We start from the raw sequence: 22,264 nt of genomic DNA, 5'->3' as shown, positions 1-22,264 counted from the left end.
GTGGTAGTTTAGTTAGCCAGATTTTCTCTTCTTTGAATAAGGAGTGTATGACAATCGAACTGCGAATAGGTTTTTTGATTGGTAAAAAATTGGATTTGAAAAGAATCGACGAGATTTTATACACCCATGAAAACAAACAAGCTCCATCTTGCAAGGTAGTATTAGACTTTATGGAGATGGACCCAGAGATTTTTTTAAATCGCCCTTTCTCTTCCACAGAACAGGTACCCATTAAAGATCCCGATCTCCTTGAAGCTGAACTTTCCCAATTGTACGATTTTGTATGGGTTGAAGTATTAGGGGGAATTGAGAGGCACGGGCACCCTTCTGTCACTATCTCTGGTACAGAATATGAAGGAAAGCTCATCCATACATTAGACAAGCGAATGTTCATCTTTTTACGAGATATCATTCGTGACGATCAAGGGATACAACTTCTTGAGAAAATCCTTCATGTCCCAAAACCATTACAATGGCTCGTCCTCCCAAAAAAAGACGGAAAAACCCCACCTCCAGACTATATTCTTGACGAGATGGAGAAATGGGTACGCAAGTTGATTGCATACAAGATAGATGAATAAATAGGGAACGGGCTATCTCAAACGTCTTGTAAACGGACAATGAGATAGCCCTCTTCTTTTACGAAGATCGTGTAATCCAGAAGCGACGAATGACCAATCCATCGTCATCTGTACATTCTGACTCAAAAACGCCCCCGTTCTTCCGAATCGTTTTTTCAGATGCAACATTGTCATAATCGCAAATCACCAATACTTCGTTTATACCCAACTCGCTCGTAATATTTAGGGCTTGCGCTAAAATTTCCGTAGCATATCCTTTGCGTCTCTCCGAAGGCCGGATTCCATATCCGATGTGCCCGCTGTTTTTTCGTAGACGCTCGTTGAGACGATGTCGAATATTCACCGCCCCCACTATGCGTCGCTCCTCATTCACAAGCCAATACGTCGAATGAGGAACATAGCCATCCGGAAGATTTTCCTCGTTGCTTTCACTCTCCAGAAATTCCAGATACGCAGGAAAATCATAGGGCTCCCGATCCACTACCCACGGTACGATAGGCTCTCCACTTTCTTTCCACTCTTCGTAGAAAGAAATATACTCTGCTTGAAGTTCTGCACAAGGCTTCGTTACATACAGTTGCCCAGCCATCATCTCACTCCCTTTGCACATTTTGGCGTAAAATTCTTTCTATTATATCTGCAAGAAGAGAGGTTTACTAGCCAAACAATCTTTTACTTCTTGAATCACTTCCACTGGTTGACTAAATGCCGCGTAGGCCGAAGCGTAGACTGGAAATGCGCTTCTTCCATTCACTACCGCTACTTTCAAAAAACAAAAAAAGCGTGACACAAGCAACGAATCGCCTATGCCACGCTCTTACCTGATTAATATTTGTTAAACAACATGATCCAGAGGGAACCTGCAACGATTGTAAATACAATCACAAGTCCAAGAATCAATGTCTGTACGTTGTAGCGTGGTTTTTCTCCTTCGCGGATATGCATGAAGAAGACCAACTGAACTACGAACTGCAAGACCGCCATTACCAAGATCGTGATCATGGTCGCCGTTTTACTCAAAATTGAGTTCATGACCAGCACGAGTGGGATAATGGTGAGCACGATCGACAGGATAAAACCGATCACGTACTCTTTCATCGATCCGTGACTATGATGTCCGCCATGGTTTTGATGTTGTGCCACCTTACATCACCCCCATCAAGTAAACGACTGTGAAGAGGAAGATCCACACAACGTCAAGGAAGTGCCAGTACAAGCTCAGGTTGGTAATTTTGCGGCGAGTAACCGCGGTGATTCCACGACGCTTCAGCTGGAAGATCAACGCAGTCATCCAGAACAAACCAAGCGTTACGTGCAATCCGTGCGTACCAACCAGTGTGTAGAAAGCGGACCAGTAGCCGCTAGTACCCATAGTTGCACCTTCACTGATCAAGTGCATAAACTCAGTGACTTCCAACACTACGAAAGACAGTCCCAAAAGACCCGTTACAGCCAGCCAAGCAATCAGTTGCTTGACATTGCCTTTGTTCATTGCAAGAACAGCGAGACCGCTGGTAAAGCTACTTGTCAACAAGATAAAGGTTGAAGCAATTACACCTGGCAACTGGAACAATTCCTGTCCAGTTGGTCCGCCAGCAAAGCTATTCATCATTACCGCATATGTTGCGAACAATGTACCGAACAGCACGCAGTCTGTTACAACGAAAATCCAAAAACCAAGAACCTTTAATTGTTCATGCTCTTCATGATGGTCGTGGTCGTGGCCGTGACCATGGTCATGATGCTGCGCCATCGTTACACCACCCTCCCCAGTGAAGCCTCAGTGCGACGCACTTCCTCCACCGGTACGTAATAATCCGTGTCGTATTGGAAGGAGCGTGCCCACATGCATGCGAATACTCCAATGAATCCAATGACGGCCATCCAAACCCATCCAAATGTGAAACCAAAACCTACCAAGAACCAGAAGTTCGCCATGATAAACGGAATTCCAGAGTTCTTCGGCATATGAATCGGCTCCAATTTCGCCGGTTCTTCTTTATAGGTGCCATTTGCTTTTGCTTCTTTTGTTGCCCACCAGTCATCCATTTCTTTCACTTGTGGTACAACAGCAAAGTTGTAGAACGGTGCAGGTGACGGAATCGACCACTCCAGCGTACGACCATTCCATGGATCGCCTGTCGTGTCGCGCTCACCATTCTTGATGCTGTAAGCGATTTGCCATACTTGGAAGATGAAACCGATACCCATCAAGAATGCCCCAACAGTGGATACCAGGTTCAGGTCTGCCCAACCGCGATCCCAACCGTACGTATAGTAACGGCGAGTCATACCCATGAAACCGAGCGCGTATTGCGGCATAAAGCACACGTAGAAACCAATATTCCAGAACCAGAAGCCCCATTTGCCCAGTTTCTCGTCGAGCTTGAAACCGAACAGTTTTGGCCACCAGTAGTAAATACCAGCCAGGTAACCGAACACTACCCCACCGATCAATACTTGGTGGAAGTGGGCAACCAAGAAGTAACTGTTGTGATACTGATAGTCTGCCGGAGCTACTGCCAGCATTACCCCTGTCGCTCCACCAATTACGAAGCACGGGATAAAGGCAATGGTCCACAGCATTGGTTGTTTAAAGGATATCCGACCACGGTACATTGTAAACAGCCAGTTAAAGACCTTAACACCGGTCGGTATCCCAACAATCATCGTTGATATCGCAAAGAAGGCGATAACACTTGCGCTCGTACCCATTGTGAAGAAGTGGTGAGCCCATGTAAAGAACGATACAACGGCAATGATCATCATCGCCCAAACCATTGATTTGTAGCCGAAAATCTTCTTACGTGAGAACGTAGCCACGATTTCGGAGAAAATACCGAAAGCTGGTACTACTACGATATATACCTCAGGGTGACCCCACATCCAGATGAGGTTGAGGTACATCATCGGATTACCGCCGCCGTCCATTGTGAAGAAGTGGGCACCTGCGAAACGGTCAAGGAACAACAGAGCCAATGTTACAGTCAAAATTGGGAAAGCGAAGATAATCATAATGCAGCTGGACAATACGGACCAGCTAAACAATGGCATTTTGGAAAGCTTCATGCCAGGTGCACGCATTTTGAGAATCGTTACGATAAAGTTAATCCCTGTCGCCAAACTACCGATACCGGAGATTTGTATCCCCCAAATATAGAAGTTCTGACCTGGTCCAGGGCTGAATTCATTTTGTGACAATGGCGGATAAGACAACCAACCAGCGTCCGGGGAGCCCCCGATTACGAACGAAATGTTGAACAGCATCGCACCAAGCATAAACAGCCAGAAGCTGAGTGCGTTCAAGAACGGATACGCTACATCTCGAGCACCGAGTTGAAGCGGTACTACCATGTTAAACAAGGCAAACATCATCGGCATCGCCATGAACAAAATCATGATCGTACCGTGAGTCGTAAAGATGGCATTATAGTGTTCCGAGTTCAGGAACTCTACGTTCGGGAATGCCAGTTGCAAACGCATCAGCAGGGCGTCAACCCCACCGCGGAACAGCATCAGAAGCGATGCGATCAAATACATGATACCAATACGCTTATGGTCAACTGTAGTCAACCATTCACGCCATAGCCAACCCCATTTTTTATACTTAGTCAGAACGAATACGATCGCAATGATGCTCAGTACAATCGATACGTCCGCGCCGTAAATCAGTGGGTCACCTGTTACAAAGAACGTGGATGCAAAATCCTTAATGTTCTCCCACACGTGGTATTCCTCCTCCCTCTCGCCTAGTGGTTCATACTGGAATGATTCATTCCAGGCATGTTGTGCGATTCAGTCTTTTGATGCGTATTTAGCGAAGTCTCATTAGAAGACTTGTCACCTGCAGGCGCAGGGTTTTTCTCCATCACATAGTCCATATCGTGACCATGGCCATACTTGGCAACGATCTCTTCAAACATTCCTTCTGGGAATGCAGAGTACGTAAACTTATCTGTCACGCCAGGCTTGCGAAGTTCTTCATAATCTGCCTTCGTCATAGCTGGAGTCGTACCTTTTACTTCTTTTACCCACTTATCGAACTCGTCTTTCGGTTTGGCAACAACATTGAACTGCATTTTGGCGAAGCCTTCACCAGAGAAGTTGGAGCTAAATCCAGCGAACGTACCTGGTTCATCTGCTTGCAGATACAGCTCGGTAGCCATTCCCGCCATCGCATAAATCTGTCCACCCAATTCTGGAACCCAGAAAGAGTTCATCGGCGCATCAGCAGATACCTGGAAGCGAATCGGTACACCTGCTGGAATCTCCAGATGGTTAACAGTAGCGATATTTTGTTCTGGATACGTAAACATCCATTTCCAGTCCAAAGCCGTAACCTGAATGGTCATAGGAGCAACTTCTTTATTCGGGTTCTCTTTTAACACATAAATATCACGCACAGTAAAGTAACCCAGCAATGCAACGATAACGATAGGAATAATCCACCAAATTACCTCAAGGGTTGTACTGTGTGCCCACTCCGGCTTATAACTTGCTTTATTGCCCGGTGTATCCCGATAGCGGTATACAATGAAAGCGGTAAGCGCAATAACCGGAACGATAATGACAGCGACCAATATCGTGGAAATAATAATGAGATTGTACTGCGTTTCTGCTACAGGTCCCTTTGGATTCAAGACGAGGTATTCGCTACCACAGCCTGTCAGCAGAACGGTGCCCAACACTGCCAAGATCCAAAATTGGATATGCCTCAGCATTTTTCCTCCGCTCATTCTCCTAATCCCTCCTAGTCACAAACAACGAGCATGTAGTACTTTGAGAGCGCAGTTCCTTTCAGGTGAACTTCGCCTCACATATGTCGATAGTGCAGATAGTGCAGTCACTCTCTATGGAGGTCTCGAACGAGGTTTTGGAAAACCCTCTTTTCTTTAACGTGCATTCACACTTTTCGAGAGTACCTCACAATAGAGTTTTTTTAACACAAGTGAACTTCACCATTTGCCGCATATACATACTATCAGAGTCTGCGAGCTTTTGTACTCGTTTTTAACGACGTTCAATATTTCGTAGCTTTTCTGTTACAAAGTGTTCACATAGCATTCACGAGTTGATCATATTCTTGTTAGGATTCTCCTCTAATGAAGTCCGCCACCCATTTCTGGTCATCCCACCCAATTCCGATTGTCAAGGTTTCTTTTCACTTTTAATAAAAAAATCAAAAAAACGCCAGCGCATTTGGCTGACGGCAAAATTCCGTATAAATAAAAAAACCTCTCATTATAATGAAGAAAATGAGAGGTTCTCTATGGGTCTATTTTTATCTTGTTAGGCGTCCGTTCTTTTTAATGTCATCAAGCGAAATACTGTGCTCATAATGAAGATATTCATACCAGCGATCAAAAATCCGATCGACACCATCAACGGCAAGTTTTGCGATCTGAAATCGCTTGCAGTGAAAGCCATAATAACAGCACCGACAAATAATACTGTCCAAGCCATCCATCTTAATACATCTGCTGCTTTTCGATCGTTATTCATAACACAAAACCCCTATCATTATAGATTTTTTGCGTGACCGTTTTTGTTTTATGCTCTCATTGTAACATAATATTCACTTGTTGTTCATATTTTGTTCAATTTTTTATAAAAAATTTGTCAAAACTTTTTTCATAAACCTATTGGCTACGGTGTTGTTACATTTTTACTTTGTGTCACAAATGTGAAAGCGTTATTGTTATAATGAATGGAGTAAACGGTTTCATACATTCATAGCATCATGATCTGTCATCGAAGGTGGTTTGCCCATGGTTCATACACCCAAAAAAGCACGTATCAGCCTCTTGACCCAAATGGTTCTGCTCATTTCCATCGTTGTCCTGATCAGCATGGGGATAGGAACTGCCTTATTTTCCTTCATATTAGATGACATTTTGGATCGTTATATTGGACAGCAAGCCATGACGGTCGCCAAGCTATCTGCCATGGACGAACGCATCATTGCAGCCTTCGGGACCGATCAACCTTCCAAGGTGATACAACCGATAGCCGAAACCATTCGGATGGAAACAGGCGCTAGCTATGTGGTGATTGGAAACAAGGACGGTATTCGGTACTCTCACTACGACCCAAAGCAGATTGGATTACCGATGGGAACCAGCAATGACCCCGTCTTTTTAGAAAACCGCTCGGTCATTTATCGGGGGACAGGCATTTCAGGTCCAGCCATCAAAGCGAAAACACCGATCGTCAATAAGAAAGGCGAAACAATCGGTGTCTCCTCTGTCGGCTATGTCATGAGTGATGTAGAGAAAAAGGTCGCGGAATACAAGGAAAGGGTCGTCGCCTTATCCCTGGTGCTGCTGGTTATCGGCATTATTGGCGCGATTATCATTGCCAGACGAGTCAAGCGATTGATCTTTGGTCTGGAACCAGAAGAAATCTCATTTTTGTTTACGGAAAAAGCAGCTATTCTTGAATCGATTCGCGATGCTACGGTAGCAGTCGATATGCAAGGGCGTGTCGTCTCAATGAATAAACGCGCACGTTCCCTTCTCCAAGAGGATTTGACCGTAGGGAAATCGATCGCCAGCCCGCAATTGCGTGACATCATTCATTCCGTCAATCGAAATACGCAAGAAATGAACTACAAAATTTTGCTGGGGCACGAAATTTTTATAACCGACTACTCCCCTATTTTGAGCAATAATGAAATCAGAGGCGTGGTCTTCACATTTCGTCCAGAGTCAGAAATCGAGCAACTTACCGAAGAAATTACGAAGATCAGTTCCTTTTCGGACAATATGCGTGCACAAAATCACGAATATTTAAATCGTTTGAACACCATTTACGGTCTCCTCAAGCTAAAGGAATACGACAAAGCAATCGAACTCATCACTGATGAAGTAAAAGAACGGCAGGATATTCTCGCCTTCATTATGAGTTCAGTCAAAGAGCCCTTCATCGCAGCTTGTCTGCTAGGGAAAATCAATCGCTCCAAAGAAATGAAGGTATTACTCGAAATTGATCAGGACAGCTATTTGGGAGATGTACCTGATAGCTTGGATACAAAGGTATTGGTCACGATTCTCGGCAATTTGATCGACAACGCGATGGAAGCTGCCCTCGAATACAAAGGATCTGAAGCAATGGTTCACGTCTCCTTTACTGATTTAGGTGGCGATATCATATTTGACATCGAAGACAATGGACATGGGGTATCAAAGGAATTGGAGCCCCGCATCTTTGAAAGCGGTGTCACTACGAAATCAGGCGAAAATCGAGGACTCGGTTTGGCTATTGTGAAAAACGCCATCGAGCTATTAGAGGGGCAAATCTCACTCGGAAAAAGTGATCTTGGCGGAGCGCGTTTCACCGTCGTCGTCCCCAAGAAGTGGGACAAAGCATCTAGAGAGGAGGCAATCCACGATGTCTGAGAAACCCATTACCGTCATGATCGTGGAAGATGACGAAATTGCAGCTAGAATCTATGAACAATTCACAAGTAAACTGGAAGGCTTCCAGATTATTGCCACGGCCACGACTGGAAAACAGGCATTGGAGATGCTTCACGTCGTTACGCCGGATGTTCTGCTCTTGGATATTTATTTGCCAGATATGAACGGGATTGACCTGTTGCGTGAAGTACGGAATCATTTTCGCGGGATCGATGTGGTTATGATCACAGCCGCAAACGATGTGGAAACCGTGAGAGAAGCGATACGTGGCGGGGCATACAGCTACATTATCAAGCCGATTATGATCGATAAATTCATGTCTACCTTGGAGCAATATGCAAATACGAGACGCCAGCTACAGCAGCATACAACCATTGATCAAACAGCAGTGGACAAGCTGTTTACAAAAGCCACACACACTCCTGCTACCAAAACTGTTGAGACTGTCACCACACTCCCGAAAGGTATCGACAAGCTGACATTAAAGCTGATCCGGGACAAGATGCAGGAGACCACCCAAAGTATGAATGCCGATGATCTGGCTGCACTGGCTGGCATGAGCCATTCGACGGTGCGCAGATACCTCGAATTTCTTGTCTCTATTAATGAAGTGACAGTAGAGACGTTCTATGGAACTGTCGGGCGTCCGGAACGAAAATACCGCTGGGTGCCGCAAAAATCAGCAAAATAATGCCTGATCGCAAAAAAGGGAAGCTTCATTTATGAACCTGAAGCTTCCCATTTTCTTTTCGTGCTACCGGTTGTGTCGCACCTGGACTCTTTTCCCGAAACATTGTGATGATGGCAACGGATGCGATGATCATGACAGCAGCAATCAAGGTTTGGCTTGTCAATTGTTCATCAGCGATCAGCCAGCCTAGAAATACTGCGACAATCGGGTTTACATAGGCGTACGTGGAGACCAGAGAGGGCTCTGCATTTTTCAAAAGCCAAATATACGCCGTGTAGGCGACAATGGAACCAAATCCAACTAAATAGCCAAAGGCAATCCAGGAACGCAGGGTAATCTCCGATATATGCAGCTTCGTCCAATCTTCGAGAAACAGCGACGCGATCCCCAGCAAAATTCCTCCAATGAGCATTTGCAAGGCCGTTGCCATCACAGGTGATGCTGGGAGCTTTGCCTGGCGCGAATACAACGATCCCACTGACCAACAGATCGAGGCAAACAGGAGCGCCAGGATTCCGATCAAATCTATTCCTTGATTGCCTGTGCCCTCGGGATGGACAACCAGCACAGCGATCCCCGCCAAGCCAAACAGGATTCCTCCCATGACTCCAACCGTAGGCTTCTTCTTGCTGCCACCGATCCAGTTGAAAACGAGAATCCACAACGGCACGGTAGCGATTAGCAAGGACGCGATTGCTGACGGTACCTTGAGCTGTGCCCATGCAACTACACCGTTACCACCGAGAAGCAGCAACGCCCCAACTATTCCAGCCCCTCTCCATTCTGCTGCACTGGGCAGCTCTGCCCCTTTCCAACGCCCGATCAGGAATAGGACCAATCCCGCCAAGAAGAACCGCGCACCCGCCATAATAAAGGGTGGCATCGATTCAATGGCGATCTTCATCCCGAGATAAGTGCCCCCCCAAAACAAGTAGACCGCTAGCAACGCAATCGTAACGCCAAATAATTTCGAATCTTTTTTTCCTGTCATTGTGCTTCCACCTTGGTTTTCAAATTTCTTTCCAGCCATCCTCGTAGATCGTCGACAAGATGAAGGTCGTGGAGGTTTCCAGTATTTCGTCATACTGAACCATTTCATCGATCAGATTGGTGATATCTTCCGGTGCCGTCGCACGTACTTTTAGCATCATACACCACTCTCCCGCGAGCCGTTGGCATTCGATGATGGTCACGTTCGGTACCTGAACATTCACAATCTTCGCTGTGATTTCTTTGAAATCCTGACATCTTGCTTTGACGAAGATCAATACCTTCAGCCTTTGGTCTAATTTTCTCCAGTCAATGATGCCTCGGTACCCCTTGATAACCCCATTCTTTTCCAGCTTGGCAACCCGTTGGTGGACAGCCGGTCGCGAGATGTGCAGCAGCTTGCTGATTTCCTCATGAGATATCCTTCCGTTTTCCTCGAGCAATTGAACAATTCTCAGGTCAACCTCATCCATCACATACCTCCTGTGGTTATAGTAGCATATTTTCCTTCATATAGACCATTCGTACTCTATATTGACCGAATTCAAACGAATAGTAAATACAGAGCAAGATATCCCAAAAAAATAATGCCAAAAACCGTCGGTTAAGCCCCCCTATCATTACGAATCGTTACTTAGGTACCCATAAAAAAAAGAACAAGCCCCCGCTTGATTGTAAGCGGGGACCAGCTTAGAAGCATCGTCCTTATCATTCTGATTTCTCAAACAACGCCATCCACTCATCAACTTGGATGGAAACGACTTGCTCTCCTTCTTTTTCAACTGCGAAGTAGGCTTGGATTTCTTCATCAGCACTTGTAATATGCGCAGTTACTTGCTCAACCTGCTCCTCAGTCTCTGTCGTACGTCTGACCCAAGTCGCATACGGGAACGTCTTTTTACGGATGCGCGAATGACTCTCGACCAGTCCCTCTTGCTCTATCCATACTAACCATTCGGAGCGTGAGTAACTTCGTACATGGCTGTGATCACGAAGTTTTTCCAGTGTATTCACGAATCGATCGAGCTTTTCATCCTCTGCTGCGATATTGTCGATCAGCACAAATTTTCCACCCGGCTTTAGGACACGGGCAACTTCTTTTACAAATGCCTCTGGGTTCGGAAAGTGATGAGCCGCGATTCTGCACCCGACTGCATCAAAGGATTCACTCAAAAACGGTAGTGCTTCCGCATCTGCAACCACATAAAAGACATTGCTCGCGTGAGATTTCAGATGGTTTCGCGCCGCTGCGAGCATCGGCTGTGTCAAATCGGTCGCAAAGACTTGACCGACATGTGGAGCGATTGCCTTGGTAAGATGACCGCCACCCGTTGCCACATCGAGAAACACCCAATCAGTCGAAGGATTCAGCCAAGGCGTGAGGAGAGCGAGATCCTCTCCCGTAGCATGCGTCTGGCTATTCACATACTTTTCAGCATTCGCACCGAACTGCTGTTTGACTTCCTCTTTAATCTTTTTGTCATCGCGCATGAGAATCGCCCTCCTCTATTCTTCGTTCACGATTACTTTCTTCCCTCTCATTTTCATGATCAAGGGAACGGTGATCCAGAGAACCGCAATAATCAGAAACACCAGCGATACTGGCTTTTCAATAAAGATAGAAAAATCACCATTGGACGTCGTCAGCGCGCGTCTCAAATTATTTTCAATCATCGGACCCAAGACCAAGCCCAGAACGAGTGGAGCCATTGGGAAATCGTTTTTCGCCAAAAAGTAACCCACGAGTCCACAGAGGAGCAGCAAGACCAGATCAAAAACGGAGACACGGACTGCGTATACACCAAACACAGAAATGGCAACGATCATCGGGATCAAATATTTAGGTGGTGTCTCAATCAGCTTCGCAAACACCTTTACGAGCGGCATATTGAGGATCAAGAGCATCACGTTTCCGATGAACATACTGGCAATCAAGCCCCAAGCGATGTTCGGATGATCTTCAAACAAAAGCGGACCTGGCTGCACGTTGTACATAATCAGTGCGCCCATCAATACCGCTGTCGTCCCTGTACCCGGAATCCCCAAGGTCAGAAGTGGGATCATCGCCCCGCCAGATGCTGCGTTGTTTGCCGACTCTGGAGCCGCTACCCCAGCGATTGCCCCTTTGCCGAATTTTTCAGGCGTTTTACTGATTTTCTTTTCCAGCAAATAAGCGAGGAAGGATGCCAATGTAGCACCAGAACCAGGAACAATTCCTTTAAAGAATCCAACCAGTGATCCGCGGAGAATCGGTCCAGCACTTTCTTTCAAGTCTTGCTTGGTCGGTATAATTCGGGAGATTTTGGCGATCTCTCCCTCATTCACATCCCGTTCGAGAATCGTCTTGAACACTTCTCCAAGCGCAAATACCCCTACAGCGATCGTCAAAAATTCCAAACCGGAATAAAGCTCGGGCATATCAAAGGTAAAACGCGCCACACCCGATACATTGTCCAGCCCGATCGTCGCGATCAATAAGCCAAAAACCGTCATCATCAATGCTTTGGTCACGGACTTGCCTGCCAGCCCGCTCAGTGCACATAACCCCAAGATCATCAGCGAAAACTCATCTGCCGGACTGAGCTTGAGTGCTACTTCCGAGAGTGGCTCTGCCAAAAATACCAGACCGATCAGCGAGACGAGTCCTGCAAAAAACGAACCAATTGCAGCGATAGAGAGAGCGACTCCCGCTCTTCCCTGCTTAGCCATCGGGTATCCGTCCAGTACGGTAACAACAGAAGATGACTCACCAGGTGTATTCAACAAAATCGAAGTAGTAGAGCCGCCATACATCGCTCCGTAATAAACCCCTGCCAGCAAAATAATGGCGCTGGTCGCCGCTGCTTCTGGAGGCAGTCCACTCGTCAACGAAGCGGTCACCGGAATCAACAAGGCCACGCCACTGATTGGGCCAATCCCTGGCAATACCCCGACTACTGTACCGATCAAGACACCCACAAATGCAAAGATAATATTTTGCCATTGCAGGGCAGTGGCAAATCCGTTCAGCAAATAATCAAATGCACTCATTTCATCCACCTCCTACAAGCCTAACCATGTTGGTAAACCGGGTAAAGTGCCATCGAGAACTTCCACGTACAACAAGTAGACACCGAATGAAAATGCACCGGAAATGAGCACGCTGTTGAGCCATTTCCCTTTCTGCATCGTCTGAAATCCAACCAAAAGGAAAAGGAAGGTACTGATCACATAGCCGATTTCCTCTAGAAGCAATACGTAGAATAAGGCCGCGACAAGAATGATGAGGAACCGTTTGTAATCGAGCTTTTCCTTCTCTTTCTTGCCCTCTTGCTTGTATTTGAATGTCTCATAAAATAATCGCAGGCTGAGCAGGATCAGCAAGCTTCCGAGTCCCATTGGAAAAATGTTTGGTCCGACATTGCTGCCGTAAGCACTCGCCGAGATGTTTTGGCTCCCGACCACAAATGCTACGCCCAACACGAGAAAAATCAGACTGGCGAAGCGGTCAAATGTTTTGCTCACGTATGTTCCCTCCTGTTCGTACAAGAATCCAGAATGAAGGAGGAGGAGAAGAATCGCTTCTTCTCCATCCCCCATCAAACCTTTTTATTTTGCCATTCCGAGCAAGCTCAGGATTTCCTTGAACATTTTTTCTTGCTCACCCAGGTAGCTCTTGAAGTCTGCACCGTTTTTGTAGCCATCGTCCCAGCCGTTTGCTTCCAGCTCTGCTTTCCACTCAGGAGTCTCTGTCATGGCTTTCAATTTTTGCTCCCAGTAAGCAACAGCATCTGGTGTCATGTCTTTTGGTCCAAATACACCGCGCCAGTTGATCAGCTCCGTGTCATAACCGGATTCTTTATACGTCGGGATGTCCTTGAACATTCCTTTCAAGCGCTCCGGGGAAGAAACACCCAAGATTCTTACTTTTCCGGATTTCAAGTATTCACCCGAACCGGATACATCTGTAGCCAGTACGTCAGCATTGCCACCCAAGAGAGATGCGATCGCTTCTCCACCGCCATCGTAAGAGATGTATTTCACTGATTTCGGATCAATTCCCGCTTTTACAGCTGGCATCAAAAAGGTCAAGTGATCAAGCGAGCCAGGAGCAGAACCGCCTGCAACCGTTACTTTGGTTGGATCAGCTTTGATTGCATCCATTAACGATTTCAGATCCTTGTATGGAGAATCGGCTGCTACTACGATCGCGCCGTAATCTTTCGTCAATTGTGCCAACGGAGTCATATCATTGTAGGAATGCGGGCTGTTTCCTTCTTTTTTCACATTGTTGATGACGATTGGTGTAGAGGGAAGCAAGAGCTTATAGTTGTTTTTCTTGTCTTGCGTCACGAAATCAGCCAAACCTACTGCCTGTCCCCCACCTGGCTTGTTTTCGACGGAGATCGTCTTGTCTACCAGCTTCGTTGCTGACATCACCTTTGCGAGAGAACGCGCTGTTTTATCCAAACCGCCGCCTGCCCCAGACGGAGCGATAACCGAGATCGGTTTTTCCGGATAGGTAGAAGCTCCTCCAGAGGATGCTGTCTGCCCACCGCCGCCTCCACAGGCTGCGAGGCTAAGTGCCATTGCCGTAGTGAGGAGTACTCCGGTCCACTTTGTCCATTTGTTTGATTTTTTCATTTTTATAACCCCCTCGATTGATAGCGTTTTCAAATAAGTTAAGGAGATCATAGCATCCGATGAAAACGCTTCCTAGTTTGTTCAGATAATTTGGATAAACACCATATTTACGATTATTTTCATTTTTTTCACGCCAAAAAGACCTGCCGTTCCGGTCAGGGAACGTACAGGCCTTGCCATAGATTCGACTGTAAAACTTCGTCAGGCGCTGGTCTCCTTTGGCTGTTTGATCCTGCTGTGGCGGTTCGTCCATACACGAGCGCCGAAGGAAAACAACGTCAGGACAAGAACTAAACGAAACAGATGAAACGCTGTCACTAAGATCGGATCGGCACCTGTCGCCAAGGCAGTCAAACTCATCTCGGCGAGTCCACCTGGCACCGTAGCCAGAATCGCGGTCACGATATCGGTAGCCGTCACGTAAGAAATGCCGATGGCAAGCGCAATCACCATGACGAACAAGAACAGGGAATGCATGAGACCGAACAGAAAGAATCGACGGTTTTTGGCGATGTCCTCTCGTTTGAAGCCAAGACCGATGCTGACCCCGATGAATATTTGCGCCCCTTGGACTAAGATGCTTGGCAACGCAGGACTCTCTCCCACAAGCGATGTATTCATCGAAATCAAAGCGGTCACGAGCAAGGCACCTAGCAAGAACGGAGCGGGTATATAACAGCGTGACGCAATCAACGCTCCAATGACACCAGCCACAAGAATCATGACTGTCTGCCCAATCCCCAGCATGTGTTCTGTAGTAGCTGTCTGTATGGCAGCATGAGTAGGTAGAAATGTCACAAGATAAGGAGTGCAAAGCACGACGCTGATCGCACGAATCGAGTGGAAAATCGTGATGACTTGTTGATTTCCTCCAGCCGTTTGCCCCACCGACACCATTTCCGATAATCCGCCGGGAATGTTACTGAAGATCGCCGTTATTCCGTCTACTCGGCAGACCTTATAAAATATCCAAGCGTTTCCCAAACTGATTAAGATGGTCAAAATCGTGGTGATGAGCATCAAACCGATGTGCCCTGTCATCGTATCGACGATTTCTGGTGTCATTCGCAGACCAAGGGTGATCCCGATCACTGTCAAGCCTGCTTGACGAAACCATCGGGGAATCCAAAGATTTTTCACCCCAAGCATATTACAAATAACCGTGGTGACTAATGCTCCGAGCAGCCAAGGAAGTGGACTGTGGATGGTAGCAAATAGCCAGCCTCCCAGTGATCCGAGCAGCAATGTAAACAGAATGCGTAACAGCATAAGCGTTCCCTCTCCTACTCTCCGACGTTGTATGAAGCTTCTAGGGTGGGGGTACACCTAGTGTAAAACAATTGTTCTCGCAGCAAAAATACAAAATGGTTATCGTTAGCGATTCCTTGAATGAATACTAAAAAAACTGCTGGCTCCAAGATCAGAGAGTTCCCAGCAGTTCCTTTTTCCTTGCTTAATCGAGAAATGTTATCTCACCCTGCTCCATGAAGCGTACAAATGCCTTGACCATTTGCAAGTCCATTGAGTCCGCATGATAAAACATCCAGGTGCTTCGCCTGATCGGCTCCCCTTCTGCTGTGGTCAGCTCAATCATGTGCAGATCGTCTTTGCCATTGAGCACGCCTCGTGGAAGGATGGCGTACCCCAAACCGTTTGCTACCATTTCACTGCATGTATCCGCCTTGTCGACCTCCATGCCGATCAGCGGGGGTTGGGAAAATCGTTCGGTCCACCAGTTGTCTACTAACGCCTGCAGCATCGGATCGGTCTCGTAGTCGATTCGCGGCAGGGTGGGCAGGTCGTCGATATGAATAGGTTCCGTGGAAACGACATAGACAGATTCCTCGAACAGCAAGTGCTTTTGGTCGGACCAGTTGTAGCTTCCCCGGACGAAGCCTACGTGCACGTCCTGATTATACACGGACTTGTAGACGTCTTTGCTCCATCCGGTCATCACCTTGTACTCGACGTTTGGATAGGCTTCCTTGAACTTTTTCAAGATCATCGGGAGCTTGTACCGTGCAAAATAGTTGGATACCCCCAGCCTGAGCGTACCATTGACCTCTTCTCCCATGTTCAAGACATGCTCCTTGATATTGCGCAGTCTGAGGAGCATTTCATCCGCGCATTTGGCCAAATACTCGCCTTGAGGAGTGAAATGAACGCCTCTACTCCCCCGTTGCACGATCTGTACGCCAAACTCTTTTTCAATCTGCCGCAGCCGTTTGGTCAGAGCAGGCTGGGACAAATACAAGCTTTCGGCTGTTTTCGTGATGTTTTGTTCCTGGTACAAGGTTTGGAGAATGTACCAATCGCGATATTCCATAGCTATAGTGTCTCCGCATGATTATTTGTCACTTCTTTATTTATCACATTTTTCTCCTTCCTTTTCAAATAGTTTCCAATCACAATCACCAGAAGTGCCAATGCTACCGGCAAAATCATATGCAACGAAGGCATTACCCCCTCCAGGAAGCTGCCAACTGCTTTGTCTCCTACAATCATTTCTCCTGCTGTATATCCGAGCAAAGCCGCCCCCAACAATACGATGATGGGAAAACGGTTCATCAGCTTCATCAGCAACTGACTTCCCCAAATGATGAGCGGAATGCTGATGGCAAGACCGATGATGACCAAAACCAGGTTCCCGTTTGCTGCTCCAGCTACGGCAATGACATTGTCCAGACTCATAATCAGATCGGCAAAAATAATGGTTTTGAGTGCCTCAACAAAACTCGCTCCCCCACCAATGTGACTGTCCTCATCTTCACCTTTTAACAGCTTGACCGCAATCCAGATGAGCAAAAGTCCTCCAACGACTTGGACAAACGGGATTTTCAACAGCCAGATGGCAATGAAGGTAAGGATGATCCGCAGTCCAATTGCACCGAAGCTCCCCCAAAAAGTGGCTTTTTTCTGTAGCTCTGGACTCAGGTTCCGACAGGCAAGAGCAATAACGACTGCATTGTCTCCACTCAGGACCAGGTTGATCATAATGATTTGTAGTAAGCTAAGTAAGTAATCTGTCATGATGTCTCCCTCCAATATTGCTGATATTGACAATAATAGACCTATCTTTTCGTTAGCGCAGTATTATTTCTATTATTTGCATATATTTTTTTTGAAAGACCGGCTACTTCTTGTATCCATACACAGAAAAATCCGCCCGTACTTTTCGAATCGCTAGCCAAACCGGCAATCCTCTCGCTACCCAGCGCAGGGCAGACATAATATTTTGTTCATTTTCAAACTGCTCGACGATGATGACGGTCTTTTCATTGATGTATGTCTGTAGCTCCTCCCAGCCCATTGCCGAATAGCGGTCATTTCCATACGTTTTCAGCGCCAAAAAGTCTTCGCGTTTTGGGTCCTTCAGTTGGAGGAGATGTTGAATGGCTCTCGCACATTCGGGATGAATGGTATTATTCATGATGTCATGCCTCACTTTGGTATTGGGTGACCTTTTTCCAGCACCTGATATTTTTTTATTTCTTTCCTAACGATTTCAATTGCGATTTTATTCTTATCCGGTACGCCTTTTATTAAGTAGTATGTACTGCCCGGGACGTAGAAGGAAGTATCGCCCTCTTTGAACTCCTCCCACTCGCCTATTCTGTTGACTACCCCAAGCCTGCTATCTAGATTGGTTTCAGTTAGCTCCTCTTCAATCGGAACGTAATAATATCCATCATGAACGAGGTATTCAAAAAATATGTCTTCCGATTTTTCGAGCCAACTCGCGTCTTTCGAATCTAATGCTGTATTCTCCATAGTGGTAAGACATAGAAGTTACTTGTTGCGCTTTGATCGAGTCTTCGATTTGCGAGATGCCCATGCCGGCACTTCCAATACCAAGAACACTCAAGCTAAAGATGACAAACAACCATTTTCGATTCATCAATCGTTCACCACCGAGCACAAGATACACTCTCTTCCCCCATGTTAAATGATCACAGCAAGCTTCGCACGCAAATAAAAAAGGCCATCATCACTTTGGTAGGATAACGACCTTTTGTGTTTCTGTTGATTCAGTTTTTCTGCTCGAGTCTTCGTCGTCCGTTGTCTCATGTCAGCAAAAGCGAAAATGCTTCTGTTTAGCTCTGGGTTTCTTTTGCCTTCACGGGCCAGCTTTTCGCGTTGCTTGCGTGCTGCGCTTTTTGCCATAAGTCACTCACTCCTCTTTGACGGCTTACTACCATGATTACCGTCCTTGGTGTTATCATAGAACGCTTCCTGTCTGGTTGCAATGAAAATAGTAAAATCGCCTACAACTCTTGTCCATTCCTTTTTCTACCCCCTGAATAGGATAGTTTGACAGGAGGTGTTGAGACTCGATGCAAAAGAAAAGAATCACGGCGAGACGCGTAGAAAACCAAGTGTATTCCAATCGGGTTCTGCGCTCTGAATTCGATCGCAACTGGCGTACAGTAATCTCCAGAAGTGGTTACGTTATTTATATTGCAACAGCGAATCGAGCAAAAATAACTGTACTGCTTTCAAATGGATCTAGGAAATTGCTCATCTTCAGACAAGGTGGAAGAGTATTGGTAGGCGGTGGGGGTACCAGTCATTATAGCAAACCACACATTGCAAAGGACTTGTAAGATGTGGGAATCGCCCTGCTCAGAATAGCGTGTGACAGGGCGTTTTTCATGGAGCGGATCGCTTACCTCGTCTTAATAATCACCGTCATTTTTTGCTTCATCTTTGTATCCTGAATCCTTCCGATGATCTCCGCTCGCTTCCATACAACAAATTTATGCTCTTGCCCGTTATGCAGCTTGATCTTCATTCCGTTTGGGATCACGAATAGCGTATTCCGCTTTTCAACTGCCGCAATATCATTCAAGCTTAATTCGAGAGGTTGTGTTTGAATATTGAAACTGTGTGGTTGAAAATAGAGTCTTTCACTCGTAATCGTTAACTTCCCACCTACTCCTTCCATTCCTCTGAATAGGTTTGCCGCTATATTCTCTTGCACGATCGTTTCGTTTCGCCTGAGTTCCATTGTTTCCTTTTCCCCTCCGACATACGATTCCGTTTTTTTCACGAATTGGTAGGCACTTCATATTACCATAACTAGGAATAAAGAAACACAGTAGATGGCTTCAACGATCTACTGCGGTTCTTTTCATTAACAATCCTACCTATTCAAAAAAAGCACTGGGGTATTCAACAACGCCCGAGATATGAGCCAAGGCATTTTCTTGCAGTTCCAAAGCCATAAATACTTCATCCGGTACGTCGAAAGGTGCTTTTATTCCCCATCGGGATGCTTTTTGGAAGCCAAACTTCGGGTAATATTCGGGATGGCCGAGGACAACAACAGATTGGTATCCCAGTTCTTTGGCTTTTTGGAGGGCTTCGAGAATTAATTTCTTTCCTATGCCTTTGCTTTGGTAATCGGGCAAGACAGACACTGGAGCAAGTGCAAGTGACTCTATGCTCTGATTGTCATTGCAGATGTGTACTTTTGAAAAAAGAATATGTCCCAAGATCGCTTGATTTTCTTCATCAATCGCGACGAGAGATAACGCGGGGATAAATGCATCCGATTTTCTGATGCGAGACACCAATTCATGTTCTTTGTGATCGGTGAACTCTGCATTCGCGAATGCACTTTTTACGACTTGTTCAGTAACGGAATAATCATCTACCTGTTCTATTCTGATCATCGTGTTCATCGTTCACATCTCCTCATTCCATATCGCTTGTATTGCCCATATGTTATCACATCTATATGGCAAAGCGCCCTGCTCGTATGCCTGGAGACAGGGCGCTTCGTTTGTGTAAAGACGCAGGTTAATAAGTAAACTTATTGATCAAAACTTTCAGCTCTTCCGCCAATGACGACAAGGATTGAGCGGAGGTTGAGATCTCTTGCATGGAGGCGAGCTGCTCTTCGGTAGAGGCTGCTACTTCCTCGGCTGTTTCGGCATTGCTTTTCGCAATGGTGACGAGCACATTGGCTGTCGCGGTTACTTCCTGAACAGCAGCCAAGATTTGCTGTGCGATCATGGAAACCTCTGCGATATGTGGATTGGTCAGTCTGGTGCTCTCCATGATGCCTTCAAACTTGTGAATCGTCTCCTCGGAAACGTTCAAACCTGCTGCAACATCCAGTCTGACTTTTTCCATATTGTCGACGGATTGCTTGGTTTCCCGTTGAATCTCTGTGATCAATTCAGAAATTTGCTTGGCCGACAATTGTGATTGCTCAGCCAACAGGCGCACCTCTGTAGCAACAACGGCAAAGCCCTTACCATGCTCACCAGCCCGCGCCGCCTCAATCGCTGCATTCAATGCCAACAAATTCGTCTGCTGGGCAATTCCACTGATGACATCCGAGATCGTGCCGATTTCTTTCGAACGATCATAGAGTGATTTGGTCATGCGGTCCGACTGTTCTACCGATTCATGAATCGACTTCATTTGACCCATGACTTGAGCGACAAAGTTGCCTCCTTCTTCTGCCTGAACCGTTGTTTGCTGAGCAGTATCTGACAACACATTAACACTCTCTACAATCCGTGTGACCCCTTCCGAAATGTCCTGCAATGAACGAACATTTTGGTCGATTCCGCTCGTTTGTTGTTCCGCGCTGCCAGCTACGTCCTGAACAGAAGTCGTTACATGCTCGGTTGCAATGCTCGTCTGCTGCGCACTCGCAGTTAATTGCTCCGAAGACGCCGCTACTTGCTCTGCCCTGGCCTCAACATCGGAAATGAGCGCACGAAGGTTATCCTGCATCGTGTTAAACGCATGACCAAGCTCACCGATTTCATCAGTTGACCGCACTTTAATCGGGTCAGTCAAAATACCTTGGCTCACTCTGACCGCGTGTACCTTCACTTCCTGAATGGACTGGAGAAGGGAACGCAGTACAGCTGCTACAATGAGTCCTCCCAGCAGCAAGCAGATCGTGATCGTCCAAAACGTTTGTGCGAAAATCGGCTGTGCAGCATCCTCAATCTCTGACAGGTACATCGACCCGGCAATTTTCCAACCTGTAGCCGGATTCGTCACATAGTAAATCTGTTTCGGGATGCTTTGCTCCTCGTATTGGAATTGACCTGTTTCCCCTTGGTACATATTATCGTAAAAACTCTCTTGTGCCAGCGTTCCTGCCTGATTTTCCGGATGGACGACATACTTCTTATTGCTATCCACTACGATGACATCTCCATCGGAACCGATGCTGACTGAGTTTGCCAGTTGTTTGATCTGTTCAATCCCGACGGTAATGCAGATAACCCCTGCGCCATCCTCCGTCGTTCTCGCTACCGCTACTAAAACCTCGCCGGATACCGCCGAAATATATGGCTCCGTTACGACGACAGTCCCCTTGTTTTCCATCGCTCTTTTGTACCAGTCTCTCGTCCGCGGATCAAACCCTGCCTGTACTTCTTGCCTAGGAGCGCGGAAGTACTGTCCGTCAACCGTTCCCACACTGATACTGGACGCTTCCGCATGCATACCCATATACATATCCAGATGATGCATGATTTCTTCTTGGATATCAGTTGATTTCACGCCAGGTGTGATATCTTTTGCCAAATAGTCAGCATCCTTCTTTTTGCCCTCAAACGTACTGCTGACGATGGAGTTGACCAAATCGACGTTTTCGTTGGCGCTGTCCATGATCTGTTTGTCAATTTCTTGTTTCGCTTGATTGTAAGCCAGGCTTCCAACGACAAGGGAAGGGACTAACAGAATCAAGAGAAATGTGATGATGAGCTTGGTTCGATAGCTTCGAAACCAATTTCGCAAGTTAACTTTCACTTCATTTCATCTTCTTTCTAAGTTGTATTTGGATAAACGTTTCATGTTGGTGAAGTCCTAATTTTTTATATCGGTAACGAAGGAAGGTTCATTAAGTAAAAAAATATACAGAACTGTCATAGGTATAGAAAAAGCGGACCCTGAGGCCATAGAAAAACCGCCCTGCTTATGTATGACAG

25 protein-coding genes are annotated in these 22,264 nt (G+C 46.3%); 4 read left to right on the top strand and 21 right to left on the bottom strand.

Features of this window, described 5'->3' with window-relative positions; all coding sequences use genetic code 11:
- Positions 1 to 47: 47 nt before the first annotated feature.
- Positions 48 to 581, top strand: a complete 534-nt coding sequence (locus HP568_RS19350) for a hypothetical protein (protein ID WP_053079554.1) — start codon at positions 48 to 50, stop codon at positions 579 to 581.
- Positions 582 to 639: 58 nt separating this feature from the next.
- Here HP568_RS19350 and HP568_RS19345 read toward each other — a convergent pair whose 3' ends face one another.
- The 6 genes from HP568_RS19345 to HP568_RS19320 all read right to left on the bottom strand — a co-directional run bounded on the left by HP568_RS19345 (position 640) and on the right by HP568_RS19320 (position 6,083).
- Positions 640 to 1,170: a GNAT family N-acetyltransferase gene (locus HP568_RS19345; protein ID WP_048031552.1), complete on the bottom strand. Its 531-nt coding sequence runs from the start codon at positions 1,168 to 1,170 to the stop codon at positions 640 to 642.
- A gap of 236 nt (positions 1,171 to 1,406) precedes the next feature.
- A complete protein-coding gene (gene cyoD / locus HP568_RS19340) occupies positions 1,407 to 1,724 on the bottom strand; it encodes a cytochrome o ubiquinol oxidase subunit IV (RefSeq protein ID WP_048031551.1) in 318 nt (105 codons plus the stop codon).
- 1 nt (position 1,725) lies between these two features.
- Positions 1,726 to 2,334: a cytochrome o ubiquinol oxidase subunit III gene (gene cyoC / locus HP568_RS19335; RefSeq protein ID WP_048031550.1), complete on the bottom strand. Its 609-nt coding sequence runs from the start codon at positions 2,332 to 2,334 to the stop codon at positions 1,726 to 1,728.
- Positions 2,335 to 2,336: 2 nt separating this feature from the next.
- Positions 2,337 to 4,307 (bottom strand): cbb3-type cytochrome c oxidase subunit I, encoded by a 1,971-nt coding sequence (locus tag HP568_RS19330; RefSeq protein ID WP_048031549.1) that lies wholly within the window; start codon positions 4,305 to 4,307, stop codon positions 2,337 to 2,339.
- Between the two features lie 23 nt (positions 4,308 to 4,330).
- Positions 4,331 to 5,317: a cytochrome aa3 quinol oxidase subunit II gene (gene qoxA / locus HP568_RS19325; protein ID WP_048031548.1), complete on the bottom strand. Its 987-nt coding sequence runs from the start codon at positions 5,315 to 5,317 to the stop codon at positions 4,331 to 4,333.
- A gap of 553 nt (positions 5,318 to 5,870) precedes the next feature.
- Positions 5,871 to 6,083, bottom strand: coding sequence for a hypothetical protein (locus tag HP568_RS19320; protein WP_048031547.1), 213 nt, complete (start codon positions 6,081 to 6,083; stop codon positions 5,871 to 5,873).
- A 266-nt stretch (positions 6,084 to 6,349) separates the two neighbouring features.
- Between HP568_RS19320 and HP568_RS19315 the strand changes: the two genes are divergently transcribed.
- Together HP568_RS19315 and HP568_RS19310 are read left to right on the top strand one after the other, a co-directional pair.
- Positions 6,350 to 7,978, top strand: coding sequence for an ATP-binding protein (locus HP568_RS19315; RefSeq protein WP_254551352.1), 1,629 nt, complete (start codon positions 6,350 to 6,352; stop codon positions 7,976 to 7,978).
- Positions 7,971 to 8,690 carry a response regulator gene (locus HP568_RS19310; protein ID WP_048031545.1) on the top strand — a complete coding sequence of 240 codons (720 nt, stop codon included), beginning with the start codon at positions 7,971 to 7,973 and terminating at the stop codon, positions 8,688 to 8,690. Before HP568_RS19315 ends, HP568_RS19310 begins: the two co-directional genes overlap by 8 nt.
- Positions 8,691 to 8,715: 25 nt before the next feature.
- Here the strand turns inward: HP568_RS19310 and HP568_RS19305 are convergent, their stop codons facing one another.
- The 12 genes from HP568_RS19305 to HP568_RS19250 all read right to left on the bottom strand — a co-directional run bounded on the left by HP568_RS19305 (position 8,716) and on the right by HP568_RS19250 (position 18,467).
- A complete protein-coding gene (locus HP568_RS19305) occupies positions 8,716 to 9,681 on the bottom strand; it encodes an EamA family transporter (protein ID WP_173629961.1) in 966 nt (321 codons plus the stop codon).
- 19 nt (positions 9,682 to 9,700) lie between these two features.
- Positions 9,701 to 10,153, bottom strand: a complete 453-nt coding sequence (locus HP568_RS19300) for an Lrp/AsnC family transcriptional regulator (protein WP_048031543.1) — start codon at positions 10,151 to 10,153, stop codon at positions 9,701 to 9,703.
- 235 nt (positions 10,154 to 10,388) lie between these two features.
- Positions 10,389 to 11,171, bottom strand: a complete 783-nt coding sequence (locus tag HP568_RS19295; protein ID WP_173629960.1) for a class I SAM-dependent methyltransferase — start codon at positions 11,169 to 11,171, stop codon at positions 10,389 to 10,391.
- A 15-nt stretch (positions 11,172 to 11,186) separates the two neighbouring features.
- Positions 11,187 to 12,710, bottom strand: a complete 1,524-nt coding sequence (locus HP568_RS19290) for a tripartite tricarboxylate transporter permease (protein WP_048031541.1) — start codon at positions 12,708 to 12,710, stop codon at positions 11,187 to 11,189.
- Positions 12,711 to 12,722: 12 nt separating this feature from the next.
- Positions 12,723 to 13,184, bottom strand: coding sequence for a tripartite tricarboxylate transporter TctB family protein (locus HP568_RS19285; protein WP_048031540.1), 462 nt, complete (start codon positions 13,182 to 13,184; stop codon positions 12,723 to 12,725).
- 84 nt (positions 13,185 to 13,268) lie between these two features.
- On the bottom strand, positions 13,269 to 14,303 hold the full coding sequence (locus HP568_RS19280; protein ID WP_056497131.1) for a Bug family tripartite tricarboxylate transporter substrate binding protein: 1,035 nt from the start codon (positions 14,301 to 14,303) through the stop codon (positions 13,269 to 13,271).
- A gap of 201 nt (positions 14,304 to 14,504) precedes the next feature.
- A complete protein-coding gene (locus HP568_RS19275) occupies positions 14,505 to 15,572 on the bottom strand; it encodes an AbrB family transcriptional regulator (protein WP_173629959.1) in 1,068 nt (355 codons plus the stop codon).
- A 184-nt stretch (positions 15,573 to 15,756) separates the two neighbouring features.
- Positions 15,757 to 16,629, bottom strand: a complete 873-nt coding sequence (locus HP568_RS19270; protein ID WP_048031537.1) for a LysR family transcriptional regulator — start codon at positions 16,627 to 16,629, stop codon at positions 15,757 to 15,759.
- A gap of 2 nt (positions 16,630 to 16,631) precedes the next feature.
- The gene (locus tag HP568_RS19265) at positions 16,632 to 17,333 is read right to left on the bottom strand and encodes a TerC family protein (RefSeq protein ID WP_056497137.1); all 702 of its coding nucleotides are present in this window, start codon (positions 17,331 to 17,333) and stop codon (positions 16,632 to 16,634) included.
- Between the two features lie 103 nt (positions 17,334 to 17,436).
- The gene (locus HP568_RS19260) at positions 17,437 to 17,733 is read right to left on the bottom strand and encodes a hypothetical protein (protein WP_217366671.1); all 297 of its coding nucleotides are present in this window, start codon (positions 17,731 to 17,733) and stop codon (positions 17,437 to 17,439) included.
- Positions 17,734 to 17,744: 11 nt separating this feature from the next.
- The gene (locus tag HP568_RS19255) at positions 17,745 to 18,074 is read right to left on the bottom strand and encodes a hypothetical protein (protein ID WP_173629958.1); all 330 of its coding nucleotides are present in this window, start codon (positions 18,072 to 18,074) and stop codon (positions 17,745 to 17,747) included.
- Positions 18,075 to 18,245: 171 nt separating this feature from the next.
- Complete coding sequence (locus tag HP568_RS19250) at positions 18,246 to 18,467, bottom strand: hypothetical protein (protein ID WP_047070450.1); 222 nt, start codon at positions 18,465 to 18,467, stop codon at positions 18,246 to 18,248.
- Between the two features lie 170 nt (positions 18,468 to 18,637).
- Between HP568_RS19250 and HP568_RS19245 the strand changes: the two genes are divergently transcribed.
- Positions 18,638 to 18,907: a hypothetical protein gene (locus tag HP568_RS19245; RefSeq protein WP_048031534.1), complete on the top strand. Its 270-nt coding sequence runs from the start codon at positions 18,638 to 18,640 to the stop codon at positions 18,905 to 18,907.
- A 62-nt stretch (positions 18,908 to 18,969) separates the two neighbouring features.
- On the opposite strand, the gene HP568_RS19240 is transcribed toward HP568_RS19245, so the two are convergent.
- The 3 genes from HP568_RS19240 to HP568_RS19230 all read right to left on the bottom strand — a co-directional run bounded on the left by HP568_RS19240 (position 18,970) and on the right by HP568_RS19230 (position 22,085).
- Positions 18,970 to 19,311, bottom strand: a complete 342-nt coding sequence (locus HP568_RS19240) for a GRAM domain-containing protein (protein ID WP_173629957.1) — start codon at positions 19,309 to 19,311, stop codon at positions 18,970 to 18,972.
- Positions 19,312 to 19,450: 139 nt separating this feature from the next.
- Positions 19,451 to 19,987 carry a GNAT family N-acetyltransferase gene (locus HP568_RS19235; RefSeq protein ID WP_173629956.1) on the bottom strand — a complete coding sequence of 179 codons (537 nt, stop codon included), beginning with the start codon at positions 19,985 to 19,987 and terminating at the stop codon, positions 19,451 to 19,453.
- Between the two features lie 118 nt (positions 19,988 to 20,105).
- Positions 20,106 to 22,085 (bottom strand): methyl-accepting chemotaxis protein, encoded by a 1,980-nt coding sequence (locus HP568_RS19230; protein ID WP_173629955.1) that lies wholly within the window; start codon positions 22,083 to 22,085, stop codon positions 20,106 to 20,108.
- Between the last annotated feature and the right edge of the window lie 179 nt (positions 22,086 to 22,264).

This window comes from Brevibacillus sp. MS2.2 (assembly GCF_013284345.1).
Classification (GTDB): domain Bacteria; phylum Bacillota; class Bacilli; order Brevibacillales; family Brevibacillaceae; genus Brevibacillus; species Brevibacillus brevis_C.
Note: the sequence above shows the minus strand (reverse complement) of the source record. Positions and strands in the feature narration are given on the sequence as shown.

What these genes read in the sequence shown, in the direction of transcription:
- HP568_RS19350 (WP_053079554.1), top strand. Translation starts at nt 48, where the DNA reads ATGACAATCGAACTGCGAATAGGTTTTTTGATTGGTAAAAAATTGGAT.
- HP568_RS19345 (WP_048031552.1), bottom strand. Translation starts at nt 1,170, where the DNA reads ATGGCTGGGCAACTGTATGTAACGAAGCCTTGTGCAGAACTTCAAGCA.
- cyoC (WP_048031550.1), bottom strand. Translation starts at nt 2,334, where the DNA reads ATGGCGCAGCATCATGACCATGGTCACGGCCACGACCACGACCATCAT.
- qoxA (WP_048031548.1), bottom strand. Translation starts at nt 5,317, where the DNA reads ATGAGCGGAGGAAAAATGCTGAGGCATATCCAATTTTGGATCTTGGCA.
- HP568_RS19320 (WP_048031547.1), bottom strand. Translation starts at nt 6,083, where the DNA reads ATGAATAACGATCGAAAAGCAGCAGATGTATTAAGATGGATGGCTTGG.
- HP568_RS19315 (WP_254551352.1), top strand. Translation starts at nt 6,350, where the DNA reads ATGGTTCATACACCCAAAAAAGCACGTATCAGCCTCTTGACCCAAATG.
- HP568_RS19310 (WP_048031545.1), top strand. Translation starts at nt 7,971, where the DNA reads ATGTCTGAGAAACCCATTACCGTCATGATCGTGGAAGATGACGAAATT.
- HP568_RS19305 (WP_173629961.1), bottom strand. Translation starts at nt 9,681, where the DNA reads ATGACAGGAAAAAAAGATTCGAAATTATTTGGCGTTACGATTGCGTTG.
- HP568_RS19300 (WP_048031543.1), bottom strand. Translation starts at nt 10,153, where the DNA reads ATGGATGAGGTTGACCTGAGAATTGTTCAATTGCTCGAGGAAAACGGA.
- HP568_RS19295 (WP_173629960.1), bottom strand. Translation starts at nt 11,171, where the DNA reads ATGCGCGATGACAAAAAGATTAAAGAGGAAGTCAAACAGCAGTTCGGT.
- HP568_RS19290 (WP_048031541.1), bottom strand. Translation starts at nt 12,710, where the DNA reads ATGAGTGCATTTGATTATTTGCTGAACGGATTTGCCACTGCCCTGCAA.
- HP568_RS19280 (WP_056497131.1), bottom strand. Translation starts at nt 14,303, where the DNA reads ATGAAAAAATCAAACAAATGGACAAAGTGGACCGGAGTACTCCTCACT.
- HP568_RS19275 (WP_173629959.1), bottom strand. Translation starts at nt 15,572, where the DNA reads ATGCTGTTACGCATTCTGTTTACATTGCTGCTCGGATCACTGGGAGGC.
- HP568_RS19270 (WP_048031537.1), bottom strand. Translation starts at nt 16,629, where the DNA reads ATGGAATATCGCGATTGGTACATTCTCCAAACCTTGTACCAGGAACAA.
- HP568_RS19265 (WP_056497137.1), bottom strand. Translation starts at nt 17,333, where the DNA reads ATGACAGATTACTTACTTAGCTTACTACAAATCATTATGATCAACCTG.
- HP568_RS19260 (WP_217366671.1), bottom strand. Translation starts at nt 17,733, where the DNA reads ATGAATAATACCATTCATCCCGAATGTGCGAGAGCCATTCAACATCTC.
- HP568_RS19255 (WP_173629958.1), bottom strand. Translation starts at nt 18,074, where the DNA reads ATGGAGAATACAGCATTAGATTCGAAAGACGCGAGTTGGCTCGAAAAA.
- HP568_RS19250 (WP_047070450.1), bottom strand. Translation starts at nt 18,467, where the DNA reads ATGGCAAAAAGCGCAGCACGCAAGCAACGCGAAAAGCTGGCCCGTGAA.
- HP568_RS19245 (WP_048031534.1), top strand. Translation starts at nt 18,638, where the DNA reads ATGCAAAAGAAAAGAATCACGGCGAGACGCGTAGAAAACCAAGTGTAT.
- HP568_RS19240 (WP_173629957.1), bottom strand. Translation starts at nt 19,311, where the DNA reads ATGGAACTCAGGCGAAACGAAACGATCGTGCAAGAGAATATAGCGGCA.
- HP568_RS19235 (WP_173629956.1), bottom strand. Translation starts at nt 19,987, where the DNA reads ATGAACACGATGATCAGAATAGAACAGGTAGATGATTATTCCGTTACT.